5 protein-coding genes and 2 pseudogenes are annotated in these 13,153 nt (G+C 43.3%); 5 read left to right on the forward strand and 2 right to left on the reverse strand.

Going from position 1 to position 13,153, the window contains the following annotated elements:
* Positions 1 to 158: 158 nt before the first annotated feature.
* The gene (locus tag ACKTT2_RS14570) at positions 159 to 449 is read right to left on the reverse strand and encodes a DUF1634 domain-containing protein (protein ID WP_407888007.1); all 291 of its coding nucleotides are present in this window, start codon (positions 447 to 449) and stop codon (positions 159 to 161) included.
* Between the two features lie 362 nt (positions 450 to 811).
* Between ACKTT2_RS14570 and ACKTT2_RS14575 the strand changes: the two genes are divergently transcribed.
* Positions 812 to 1,441 carry a response regulator gene (locus tag ACKTT2_RS14575; RefSeq protein WP_407888009.1) on the forward strand — a complete coding sequence of 210 codons (630 nt, stop codon included), beginning with the start codon at positions 812 to 814 and terminating at the stop codon, positions 1,439 to 1,441.
* A gap of 8 nt (positions 1,442 to 1,449) precedes the next feature.
* On the opposite strand, the pseudogene ACKTT2_RS14580 reads toward ACKTT2_RS14575, so the two are convergent.
* Positions 1,450 to 1,616 (reverse strand): annotated as a pseudogene (locus ACKTT2_RS14580) (DUF4277 domain-containing protein); the annotation flags it as partial.
* Between the two features lie 309 nt (positions 1,617 to 1,925).
* Between ACKTT2_RS14580 and ACKTT2_RS14585 the strand changes: the two are divergent.
* The 4 genes and pseudogenes from ACKTT2_RS14585 to ACKTT2_RS14600 all read left to right on the forward strand — a co-directional run.
* Positions 1,926 to 3,926: a two-partner secretion domain-containing protein gene (locus ACKTT2_RS14585; protein ID WP_407888011.1), complete on the forward strand. Its 2,001-nt coding sequence runs from the start codon at positions 1,926 to 1,928 to the stop codon at positions 3,924 to 3,926.
* A 104-nt stretch (positions 3,927 to 4,030) separates the two neighbouring features.
* Complete coding sequence (locus ACKTT2_RS14590; RefSeq protein ID WP_407888013.1) at positions 4,031 to 4,810, forward strand: DUF928 domain-containing protein; 780 nt, start codon at positions 4,031 to 4,033, stop codon at positions 4,808 to 4,810.
* A gap of 183 nt (positions 4,811 to 4,993) precedes the next feature.
* The gene (locus tag ACKTT2_RS14595; protein ID WP_407888015.1) at positions 4,994 to 7,282 is read left to right on the forward strand and encodes a CHASE2 domain-containing protein; all 2,289 of its coding nucleotides are present in this window, start codon (positions 4,994 to 4,996) and stop codon (positions 7,280 to 7,282) included.
* 801 nt (positions 7,283 to 8,083) lie between these two features.
* Positions 8,084 to 13,058 (forward strand): annotated as a pseudogene (locus ACKTT2_RS14600) (protein kinase domain-containing protein); the annotation flags it as partial.
* Positions 13,059 to 13,153 lie beyond the last annotated feature (95 nt).

The following is a 13,153-nucleotide window of genomic DNA, read 5'->3' on the forward strand; positions in this document are numbered from 1 at the left end:
ATATCGTTCAATTAACATTAGCGGCAATAATGGAATTTCTATATCCATCGACAATCAATTGTAGCACTTCAAACTTACAGACAGTCAACGGTTCAGCAGTGATAACTTGAATCCATTTTATCTGGTATTTGCTTCTCTATGCTCTTGAGTGCTTGACATTAGGACGAGAAAAAACGGTGAGTCCAGTCCTGTAGGCGGGTCTCCCGCCGTAGGGGACTGGCGTATAGCCCTAACGGGCATAGCCTACATTGCGTAGCGTTACCCGGAGGGCGCAGATCTGCTGGTTCTCCTCGAAAAACGCGCTCTTCAGGAGTCTCATAACCGTGGTGAACCAAGTACAGGATACTTCCGACAACAACGATCGCTACTGCTAGAGTCACTCCAAATCGTAGAAAAGTACTAATCGTGATTTCAACCTGCTGGTCTGTCCATTGGTGTGTTCTTGCCATATTAAATTCTTCCTATGATGCCGTTATAAATCATCTGAATACTGCTCGCTAGAATATAACAACGGGTATTGCTATCAATGTTTGCATGAACTCAATATATACAATTGCCTCTCACTTGTCGTCCACTTTAAGTTGAGCTTTTTATTTAATAAAGTGATTGATGAATCTGTCGATCTTAAAATAGAAGATAAGCTCCATCTAAAGTTGTAATTTGGATTCCAACTTTAACCAACACCTTTGCCAATTATGAAGAGAGGTAGTGGTAGTGAAGTTAAGAAATGTAACAATTAACTAATGCCATCAAATATGCTCATGCTAGCTTCATTCATGTTAAGTTGGTGTATGAGGATTAGGTAGTAAAGATGAGTCAATCTATTACAATTCGCGTTCTAATTGTTGACGATCATTCCATTGTCAGGCAAGGATTGGCAGCCATCATCAACCACGATCCAGAAATGACTGTCGTAGCTCACGCAGAAGATGGACAACACGCGATCGATCTGTTTCGAGAACATCAACCGGATGTCACACTAATGGATTTGCGTATGCCACAGATGGGAGGAGTTGAAGCAATTACTACTATTTGTGCTGAATTTCAATCGGCTCGGATTATTGTACTCACAACCTACAACAGCGATGAAGATATCTATCGCGGACTAAATGCGGGTGCTCAAGGCTACCTGCTCAAGGATGCTAAACCTAACGAGCTTCTGAGTGCAATTCGTACAATTCATGGCGGCGAGCAGTATATTCCACCATCGGTGGGTGCAAAACTAGTGCAGCGCATGAGCAATCCAGAACTGAGCGAGCGAGAGCTAGCGGTGCTCCGTTTAATGGCACAGGGAATGAGTAATTTAGACATTGCGACTGCTTTAACTATCGGTGAAAGTACTGTAAAATCTCATGTTAATCGAATTTTAAGTAAAATGTCGGTGAGCGATCGCACTCAAGCGGTGATTGTTGCTGTTAAACGAGGGATTGTCAATTTGTAACGAGCGAATTCTCTGAAGAACTTATTCAATCCATATTGATACAACTTATCCATTACTCTACCAATTTTATCGTTATTTATCTGCTCGGCTTTCACCTGTTCTCCTAATAAAATTTCAATTCCTTTCCTTTATCTTCAAAAAACTGGCTAAATAAATACAAAGGTTTTGATAAGTAAGTCGGTGCAAATAATCATCACTAGTTTGTAGTTGAGCTTTAGCGCTGAAGCGCTACTACAAGCTAAATACAAAGATTTTACTTTTCGTTACATAGTTTGGTTTTTTCAATTTCTCACGTCATGGCTACAACTCATTCCTGTGTAATCAGTGCAAAGGTTACAGACGATCGCGCCAGAACGAAGAGAAAAGTAAGCAAACTCTCATTAGTGGAGGGAGAGTGAAAAACTACTTAATATGAACTCAAGGTGCATTTCATTTGTTTCTAATTGAGAGTACTTTGAGCATTGCCAGACTGGAGGCAGACCTGATGAGCGAGTGGCATCTCAAAACATGGATTTTGATGGGCAGTGCTGTGTGGGGACTCAGTTGTCACCAACCGCTCGCCGCTCAAGTGATTCCAGATGACACACTGCCAACGTCCGAGCGCTCGCTGGTCACGGGCAATGTCAATTATCAGATTGATGGCGGGGCAAGACGGGGTAGCAATCTGTTCCACAGCTTCAGCCAGTTTTCAGTACCGCCATTCGGTTCTGCCTACTTCAACAATGCAGATGATGTGGAGAATATTTTCACTCGTGTCACAGGAGGGACAATCTCGAAGATTGATGGTGTAATTCGAGCAAATGCCAGAGCCAATCTATTTTTGCTCAATCCCAATGGGATTATCTTTGGTGCAGGAGCGCGACTCAATATTGGTGGCTCGTTTGTTGCCAGTAGCGCTAACAGCATCAACTTTACCGATAATTTTTACTATAGCGCCACCAATCCCCAAACTGCACCGCTATTGACCGTCAGCGTTCCCGTTGGCTTGCAGATGGGAGCAAATCCAGGGCAGATTGCTGTACAGGGGAATGGGTACAACTTATCAGGGACTACTCCTGTCATCACTCCTCTAGTTAGAGGAAATGCCTTAACAGGTTTGCAAGTGCCACCAGGACAAACCCTGGCATTGATTGGGGGAGACATTGATATCCAAGGAGGTGTGCTGACGGCAGAGCAAGGAAGGATTGAGTTAGGCAGCGTGCGGGATGGAATTGTGAACTTGGGTGCAGGATTTGCTTTGGGCTATCCTGGTATCCAAACGTTTGGCGATATTCATTTAAAGCGGCAGGCATTAGCTGATGCCAGTGGTTCACCAGGTGGCTCAATTCAAGTGCAGGGCAATCGAGTTTCGCTCTTGCATGGCTCACTCCTACTAATTCAAAATCAAGGCGGGCAAGCGGCGGGAAGTCTGCGGGTTAATGCTGCCGATTCTTTGGAACTGAGTGGCATCAGCCCTAGTGGTCAGTTGAGGGGTGGGTTGAATACTGAAACAATCGGGAGTGGACTTGGAGGTAATATTGCCGTGTCAACTCGCCAACTTGTAGTTCGAGATGGCACTGGTAACGGTGGCAACATTAAGATTCATACGTCCTCACTCATCGCCGTCGAGGGCGAAAATAGCGACATTCGTGCTAATTCTGTGAATGCTCGTGGCGGGAACGTGACGATTAATGCCCGAGGTATCTTTGGCATTCAGTTTCGCCCCCAAGATACTCCAAGTAGCGACATCACCGCGACAGGAGCTAACTCCACTTTAAGTGGTACTGTCCAACTCAACATCCAACGACTTGACCCCTCCTCCGGCTTAGTCGCACTGCCCACAACTGTCATTGATTCATCCAGCCTGATTGCTACTGGCTGTACCGCTAGCGAAGGCAATTCCTTCGTCACGACTGGGCGGGGTGGTTTGCCCCTGACTCCCGAACAGGAATTGGACGATGATGCCGACTGGCAAGACCGACGCCGGTTAACAGTAGATCGCCCACCCCAAAATTCTTCCTCAGAGAATTCTTTACCGGCTTGGGCTTCTCGCTCCCAAAGCGAACGCAGTTCTCCAATGATGCTGGTAGAAGCAACAGGATGGCGCACTACCCCCTCTGGAGCGATCTTGCTTGTCGCTGATACGCTTAAACCTATCAGTGTCAAACAATTGAATCAGCTGCTGCGTTCTAGAGAGGGAAAACTCAGCCCCATCGAATTGCTGGTACTGAGTGCTTGTCAAACAGCAGCTGGCGATCGGCGGGCGGCATTAGGAATGGCTGGTTTTGCGGTACAATCAGGAGCGCGAAGCACGATTGCTTCCTTGTGGTCGGTTAGCGATCTTTCTACAGCATCACTGATGATTGAGTTCTACCATCAGTTAAGTAAACCGGGAGTTACGAAAGCCGAAGCTCTGCGTCGCGCTCAAGTTGCTTTGTTACACCAAGAAGATTACAATTCTCCTTATTACTGGGTACCGTTTGTTCTTTTAGGAAATTGGCTGTAATTAAGTAATTGGGCATAATCAATTTCAATAGTGTTTTTGCTTCACCCTATGCCCATTGCCCAACCTTTTCGAGTGTATTTAATCTAGTCCAGTTACTTAACACTATGTATTGCAGAAAAACCTTACTCTGTAGTATTTACCTCGGAGTTGCCCTGGCTTTTGAATTGGCGATCGCCCTTAGCGCCCCAATGGCGCTCGCACCCAATGTTTTGGCATCAGAACTAGATGCAGGAGAACTGCCGACCGTCTCACAGAGCAAGATTGGACAGTCCAAGCCTCCACCACCACCGAGGAATCCTCGTGGCTCATCACCAGGAGGACGGCGCGACCGAACGGCTTGTCCTCAAGATCCTGAAGCGCCATCAACAGATCGATTCCTCACTGCCCTCAGCCCAACAACTAAACCAGCCTTAACTCTAGCAGAGCGTCCAACATTTTTTGTATACGTGCCAAAAACTAGTGCTAAAACTGCAGAATTTAGTTTACGCAATCAAAGTGGTAGCGGTGTATATCGAACAACATTAACCTTAAGCAAGACTCCTGAACTTGTCCGTATCAGCTTACCATCTAATGTACCGCCTTTAGAGATTCAGAAACGGTATAGGTGGTCGTTTGCCATCATTTGCGACTCAAGCGATCGCTTTGAAGATCGATCTGTCACAGGCATCGTTCAACGAACTGAAATCGATCCAACTCGCTTGCGCAAAATTGAGGAAGCATCTCTCAAGGAACGCATCTTACTATACCAGAAAGCTAACATTTGGTACGATGCACTCCTTATCCTATATGAAGCTCGGCGCACTCAACCCAATGACTCAAGCATCAGTACAGTTTGGCGCGAATTCCTTCAATCTGGTGGAGTGGATGCTAATATTGATTATTAAGTCCCGAATCAGGGATTTCCAAGGAATAAATTATCCGTCTTGTGGTACGGGCGTCCTCGCCCGTTCTATATTGGTGGCGGGCGGGACGCCCGCACCACAAGAGAAAGTTGTATATTTTTTTATTTGGAAGTCCCTAAAAGCTCGTAAATTAAACAATTCGCGTTGAGCAATTGCATTTATCCTATGTGGGCAAAGCTGAAACGGCAAATTTGGCAATGGCGTGGAGTTATGATAACTGTTCCCAGCATTGCTGGAGGATTGTTGATTTTGCGGCTAACAGGTGCATTACAGTTATTGGAGCTAGTGGCGCTTGACCAGATGTTTCGTATGCGCCCCTTTGAACCAGAAGATCCCCGGATTGTCCTAGTTACGGTTGATGAATCGGATATTACGCAGATCGGACGGTGGCCTATGTCTGATGCAGTACTAGCTCGCTTAATCTCATCGCTCAAACAACAACAACCGAGAGTAATTGGTCTTGATATATTTCGAGATTTACCCGTAGAACCCGGTCATCAAGAATTAGTCAAAGTATTCAAGACGACTCCCAATTTAATTGGGATTGAGAAAACGATCGAAACGACTCAAGGTCAGATTATTCAAGCACCACCTATCTTAAAAAAGCGCGAGCAAGTCAGTTCAAGCGATCTTCTGTTAGATGCCGATGGCAGGACTCGCCGCAGTTTGCTGTATTTGAGAACTCAAGACAATCAATCGATATCTACGCTGGGAGCACAGTTAGCATTTACGTATCTTGAGGGTGAAGGTATCCGTCGCCAACCTCTTGGCAGTCATCAGAATCAGTTTCGGTTAGGTCGAGCAGTATTTACTTCATTGCAGCCAAACGACGGAGGTTATGTTAGTGTTGACAGTGGGGGGTATCAAATTTTATCAAACTTTCCCAGGTTGAAAAATGGCTTCCGGACAATTTCGATGACGGATGTGTTGCAGGGTCGAATGCCACGAGATTTGATACGCGATCGCATTGTCATCATTGGGATAACAGCAGAGAGCATTGAAGACCGCTTTTTCACATCTTACGTTACTGACCCAACTACAGCGCCTGCTGGTGTTGAAGTTCACGCTTTGTTAACAAGCCAATTGTTATGTGCCGCTTTAGATGGACGTCCTCTACTCCATGTTTGGGCAGAAGCTTTAGAGTGGCTGTGGATTGTTCTTTGGTCAACTATAGGAGCAGTTATAGGTTGGACATCCCCTTCTCCTCGACGGACAGTATTTGGAGTTTTTTTCTTGAGCATTGCTCTTTTAGGCGGTACATATATGCTGTTTTTAGCAGGTTGGTGGCTGATTATTATTCCACCCCTCCTTGCTATTGTGGGATCTGCAATTACAAGCAGTAGCTACCTGATGTGGGAAAATCTGAAGGAGTATGCACGAACACTGGAACAAAAAGTGGAAGAGCGTACCCTAAGATTAGAACAGGAAATCTTTGAACGAAAACAAGCACAAGAAAAGGTGAGTCAGCAGAAACAACTCTTACAAACCATCGTTGACCACATCCCCGTGATGATTACTCTTTATGATGCACAGGGGCGAGTAGAATTCGTTAATCGTCAGCTAGAACAGATCTTGGGGTGGTCAACCACAGATTTGCATCATATTGATCTGATTGCTGAATGCTGCTCCAATCAAGAGGAGCATCAGCAAGTTTTAGACCATATGTTGACAGCCTCTGGAAAATGGTTAGACTTAAAAATTAAAACCAAAGGCGAGCGCCTTGTAAACACCTCATGGGCAAATGTTCGGCTTTCTAATCGCCTGTTTGTTGGTATTGGACAAGATATCAGCGAACGGCTTGAGTGCGAGCTACGCGAACGCAAACTAGCTGAAGAAGCATCCATTATTGAAGAACGCAACCGCATGGCGCGAGAAATTCACGACACATTAGCGCAAGCCTTTACAGGCATTCTTATCCATGTAGGTGCTACAACCCTAGTGCTAACGGATAATTTAGAAGCAACCCGAGCTCACTTGGACACAATCGAGGAATTGGCACGAACCGGACTAGCTGAGGCTCGTCGGTCGGTGGCAGCATTGCGTCCTCAGTTGCTAGAGGAAGGCGATTTATCAAGCGCCCTCCATCGCCTCGTGACTCAAATGCGAGCTACAACCGATACTGCTCTGATTTATAACGAGGTTCAGGGGACTGCCTATCTCTTACCTACCGAAGTGGAGAATAACTTACTCCGAATTGGACAGGAAGCATTGACCAATGCAATTAAGTATGCAGGTGCTAGCGAAATTCGGGTTGAGTTAGCGTATGACAATGCCCAGTGCATTTTGCGGGTTAAAGACGATGGACGGGGCTTTGGTGTGGGTAGTATCCCATTGAGTGGCGGGTTTGGCTTATTAGGAATGAGCGAACGGGCAGAGCATATTGGAGCGCAATTGAAAATTCAGAGTCAACCAGGACAGGGAACAGAAATTGTTGTAATTGTTAATCGAGGATGAAAAGAATGCTGTACTGTCAGCACCCTGCACGCTTAGTGACGGGGCTTCGTGCCTAGTGCATTTTAGTTAGCTGACCGCGATTTAGTCTTAATTGACTACGTTATTGGTAAGAGTTAAAGTCTCACCTACAGATGCTGGGCTGTCTCTGTAGCTCCTAAACCGAGCGATCGTATCGATCGCATCCATAAGGGCTTTTCCCCTGAAGTTAACGAGGTAAACGAACCTCCTCAAAAAGGGTAGCATTGGGTAGGTAGTGATAGTAATTAAGTGACAGTTACTAGCCCCTGCTTGCAGTAGGTGCTTTCAGCTATTACCGCCTATTCCTGCTTTCACCCCCGCTTTACACCGCGTGATAGTCAGTCTCGGATGTAGGGGCTACCAGTTTTTCTAGTAGTTTGTGTGCTTTCAATTCCGCACCGGAACAGTAGGGCTTGGTGTATTTTAGATTAGGTTATAATTAAAATCTTTAGGAATCTTCGCAGACATAAGGCAGATCTTCAAGGATTTTGGATAGCAAGTTGATTTTTTTAACAATTGGTGTTGGGAGCTATCGGTTGGGTGAGGTTTTGCGTTATCATCAGTAGGTCGTAGTCAATAATCGTTATTAGTTTGTAGTCACAATGCATGCGCTCGAGAGCGCTACTACGGACAGGGGAGTTAAGCAAAACTGTTGTCACAAGTCTTGTCTTGGAGGGTCAAAAGTTATCGGTTTGTTGAAAAATATAGGACAAATTATGGTCGGGTAGTTGGGTTTATCAACCATCGTTCACTGGTCACTGCTCACTGGTAACTGATTACATGATGTTTCTAAATGATATTACCGTTAAAGCAAAGATTTATGAGAGCGCCGATTCTCTGGTGTATCGAGGTGTTCTACAATCTGAGAATATACCAGTTATCCTCAAAGTTCTCAAGCAAGACTATCCTACCCGATCCGCCATCGCTCGCTACAAGCAGGAATATGAGATTGCTCGCTCGTTAAATATCTCTGGCGCGATCGCAGCTTACAGCCAACAAACCTATCAAAGAACTTTGGTCATTCTTTTTGAAGATTTCGGCGGCGAGTCTTTACACAAATGGATGAAAGAATTGCCAAGTGCATACTGTCCAATGCCCTTACTGGAATTTCTCTGCCTTGCTATACAAATAACGCAGATTCTTGGGGAAATTCATGCCGCTCACATTATTCATAAAGATATTAACCCAAGCAACATCGTTCTGAATCCAAAAACTGGAATTGTTAAAATTATTGACTTTGGCATTGCAACTAGCTTCAGCTACTCCAATCCAACATTTAAGAATCCCAATGACATAGAAGGTACTATTCCCTATATATCGCCAGAACAAACGGGACGGATGAACCGCTCGTTAGATTACCGCACTGACTTCTACTCCTTGGGAGTCACTTGTTATCAATTGCTGACAGGACAATTACCCTTTACAACAACAGAAATGTTGGAATTGGTACATTGTCATATTGCCAAACAACCCGTACCACCTCATGAAATTCGAGGGATGGCCTGTCCGAAAGCTGTTTCTGACATTGTTATGAAGTTGATAGCAAAGAATGCCGAGGAGCGCTATCAAAGCTCTAGAGGTATCATAGCAGACTTGGAGGAATGTAAAAGGCAACTAGAAACCACAGGTCGAATTGAAGAATTTCAATTGGGAGTTTTTGATATTTCCGATAAGTTTCAAATTCCCCAAAAACTTTATGGGCGAGAGGCGGAAATTCAAGCTTTACTAGCAGCTTTTGTGCGCGTAGCATATCCGGAGAAAGCAGAAACGCAAGAAGGTATTGCTCATCTACAAGACTGGGAATCCAAAATCTCAAATCCAAAACCTAAAATTGAAATGATGTTAATTGCTGGTTACTCTGGTATAGGTAAGTCAGCCCTGGTACAAGAAATTTATAAGCCAATTACAGAAAAGCGTGGCTATTTTATTTCAGGTAAATTTGACCAATTTAGACGCAATATTCCCTATTCAGCAGTGGTAGGAGCTTTTGTTGGATTGGTGCGACAATTGTTGACAGAAAGCGAGTCTGCAACATTGGCGCGAACAACTCTTAATGGCTCTAGGTGCTAACGGTCAAGTTATTATTGATGTCATTCCGGAAGTAGAACTTATTATTGGCAAACAACCGCCTCTTGCAGATGTAGGATCGGCGGAAGTGCAAAATCGGTTTCATCACGTCTTTCAAAGTTTTCTTCGAGTTTTTGCTTCTAGAGAACATCCTTTGGTTATTTTCTTGGACGATCTACAGTGGGCGGACTTGGCGACTTTGAAGTTGATTGAGTTGATGATGACGGATGCACAAATGCAGTATCTGTTTCTTATCGGGGCGTATCGGAATAATGAAGTGGAGAAGGATGATAGTTTGGAGGCGCACGATCGCTTAAATCGCTATGGTGGGGCTGTCCACCCTTTGATGATGACGGTGGAGAAACTGAGAAAACAAGGGGCGGTTGTTAATTCTATTACTTTGACACCTTTGACGCTAGAACCAATTGCTCAACTTATTGCTGAAACTTTACATAGCGATATCAGTACGGTGAAACCTTTTGCAGAGTTGGTTCTGCGTAAAACTGATGGTAATCCCTTCTTTGTGAATGAGTTTCTCAAAACACTGTATTTGGAAAATTTGATCGCCTTTAATTATAACGCATTAACGGCTACTCAACTCCCTAATCTGACTGGGGTTCAAGGGACTGCGCCTGTAATTCCTACTTTTTGGCATTGGGATCTGGTTCAGATTGAAGCTAAGGGTATAACTGATAATGTCGTAGAGTTGATGATTGATAAGTTGAAGAAATTACCCGCTCCTACACAGCAGGTTTTACGTCTGGCGGCTTGTGTAGGGGCTGATTTTGACTTGACTACTTTATCTGTTATCGGTGAAAAACCTAAGAGCGAAATTTTTCAAGATTTGGTAGCAGCTGTTCACCTGAGAGTGATTTTGCCTGCTTCTGAATTAGATGAGGAACTATTAATTCAAGATTTCAAGTTTCTGCACGACCGGGTGCAACAAGCAGCATATGCTTTAATTGATGATTCTAAAAAACAAGTCGTTCATTTACAAATTGGTCGGTTATTATTGCAAAACTGTCAGCCGGAAAATTTACTAGATAAAATTTTTAAAATAGTAGATCATTTGAATTTAGGTGTTATGGAGACACCGCATAATTTATCTCAAAAGGAACTAGATGACATTGCTAAATTGAATTTAATAGCGGGTCATAAGGCTAAAACAGCAACAGCTTATAATGCTGCTGTCAAATATTTTAAGAGCGGGCGATCGCTCTTGGATTTTGACGGCTGGCGCACCAACTATGGCTTAACTTTAGCTTTATATGAATCAGCAGCAGAGGTAGAGTACTTGTGTGGAAACTTTACTGGTATGGAACAATTGGCTTCTGTTATTCACTATAATGCTAAAACAGTTTTTGATGAAGTAAAAGTTTATGATGTCAAAATCCAAGCAGCTGCATCTCAAGGGAATCTAAAACAAGCTATTAAAATCGGACTTATGGTGCTTGAAGGATTGGGTGTGAGATTACCTGAAGAACCGAGTCCGTTGGATATTCAAAGAGAACTGGAAAAAACTTCTTCTCTTTTAGCTTTCCAAGAAATAACAGATTTGATTCATTTAAGAGAAATGACTCAGGCTGAACCATTAGCTGCTATGCGGATTTTGTCTAGCATAACTTCCCTAACATTTATTGCTGCTCCTAACTTATTTTTGTTAGTTTCATTATCAGAGGTGAATTTATCTATTCAATATGGTAATGCAACTTTGTCGCCTCACGGTTATGTTGTCTATGGTATTATTTTGTGTGGAATCATTGGGAATATTGAAGCTGGTTATAAATTTGGAAGATTAGCTTTAAATTTGACCAAACAATTAAATTCTCAGGAAGTTAAGGCTAAAATATATACTACCTTTTGTGCTTCTGTCATGCATTGGCAAGAACATCTTAAGGAGTCAGTTCCAATTTTGCTGGAGAGTTATCAAAGTGCAGTGGAAACAGGAAGTTTTGAATATGTAGGCTATTGTGGATTTCATATTTCAGAACATCTCTATTTTATTGGTCGCGAACTGACGGGGCTAGAACAGGAAATAGCCATTTACAGTCAAGTTATCGATCGAGTTAGGCGGGAAAGCCCTTTGAATTGGATTGCAATTCTTTGGCAGTCCGTTCTTAATTTACTGGGGCGGGCTGAAAACCCTAACTGTTTAATTGGTGTTGCGTACAATGAAGAGCGATCGCTGTCTCGTGCTATTGAAGTGAACGATCGCAGTGAAATTCTATTCTATTATTTGAATAAACTTATCTTAACTTATCTGTTTGGCAATTACCATCATGCCGTTAATAACGGAATAATGGCAGAACAATATTTAGATGGTGCGATCGCACGGGTGGCTGTTGCTATATTTTATTTTTACGACTCTCTAGCACATTTAGGGGCATTTGTTGAAGCTTCTACTCCACAAAAAGAAGTTTGGATGAATCGGATTAGCCTGAATCAAGATAAGATGCAAAAATGGGCAACTTATGCACCAATGAATTTTCAACACAAATACGATCTGGTAGAAGCTGAAAAAGCGCGAGTGTTAGAGAAAATTCTGGAGGCTGAGGAGTTGTATGAACGAGCCATTCAAGGTGCAAGGGATAACGAGTATCTTCAAGAAGAAGCGTTAGCTTATGAGCTAGCAGCGAAGTTTTATCTGGCACGTGGTAGAACAAAAATTGCTCGTGCGTATATGATAGAAGCACACTACTGCTATAAGTGTTGGGGGGCTAAAGCGAAAGTTGTTGATTTAGAAGCTAAATACCCAGAATTATTGGCTCAATTACCATCAGCAAGTCGCACTCTACATTCTTATGTTGCAGACCAATGCTCGAAAGAAGCTTTGGATTTAGCAACTGTCATGAAAGCTTCACTCGCAATTTCGGGTGAAATGGAGTTGCAAAAGTTACTGAGTTCTTTGATGAAGATTTTGATTGAGAATGCAGGAGCGCAAACAGGTTGTCTCATTTTACGTTCTGTGAATCCGTTGGAACCTGAAGGCGAATGGGCGATTGAAGCTTCTGGTGAAATTGATATAAAAATGGGTGGAAAGGCTCTTGCTACAATAGTGTTGCAATCTATTCCGATTAAAAATAATTTACCCGTCTCTATTATTAATTATGTCGTTCGCACTCGGGAAAGTTTAGTGTTAAATAATGCCACTCAAGAGGGACATTTTACTCGCGATCCTTATGTTCAATCGCACCAACCTCAATCTATTTTGTGTACGCCTTTGATTAATCAAGGTCAACTCAGTGGTATTGTCTATTTGGAGAATAATCTCACAACTGGTGCTTTTAGTGCCGATCGCTTGCAAGTGATACAGTTATTATCTGGTCAGGCTGCTATTTCGATTACTAATGCCAAACTCTATGCTGAGGTTACGGAACAAAAGAGCCAGTTGACACAATTTATCAATGCTATGCCTGTTGGCGTTATTGTACACGATGTGTCGGGACGAACTACCTACGCCAATCAAAAAGCTATGGAGTTGTGCAACATCAACACTTTACCAGAAGCGAAAATCGAACAACTGGCACAAACTTATCAAGCTTATATCGCCGGAACTAAAGAGTTATATCCTACAGAGTTATTGCCTACCGTGCGCTCTCTGGCAGGTGAAACGGTTCAAGTGGATGATATGGAGCTTCACCATCCTAGTAAAATTATATCTCTGGAAGTTTCAAGTACGCCGATTTTTGATAAGACAGGCAAAATTGCTCACGCGATCGCGGCTTTTCAAGACATTACACAACGCAAACAGGCACAGAAATTGCTAGCTGATTACAACCAAACTTT

It is taken from the genome of Scytonema hankhaensis NUACC26 (genome assembly GCF_045865695.1).
Lineage (GTDB): Bacteria > Cyanobacteriota > Cyanobacteriia > Cyanobacteriales > Nostocaceae > Scytonema.

Bases quoted from the DNA above. Each gene is read 5' to 3' on its own strand.
- ACKTT2_RS14570 (WP_407888007.1), bottom strand. From the start codon at position 449: ATGGCAAGAACACACCAATGGACAGACCAGCAGGTTGAAATCACGATT.
- ACKTT2_RS14575 (WP_407888009.1), top strand. From the start codon at position 812: ATGAGTCAATCTATTACAATTCGCGTTCTAATTGTTGACGATCATTCC.
- ACKTT2_RS14585 (WP_407888011.1), top strand. From the start codon at position 1,926: ATGAGCGAGTGGCATCTCAAAACATGGATTTTGATGGGCAGTGCTGTG.
- ACKTT2_RS14590 (WP_407888013.1), top strand. From the start codon at position 4,031: ATGTATTGCAGAAAAACCTTACTCTGTAGTATTTACCTCGGAGTTGCC.
- ACKTT2_RS14595 (WP_407888015.1), top strand. From the start codon at position 4,994: ATGTGGGCAAAGCTGAAACGGCAAATTTGGCAATGGCGTGGAGTTATG.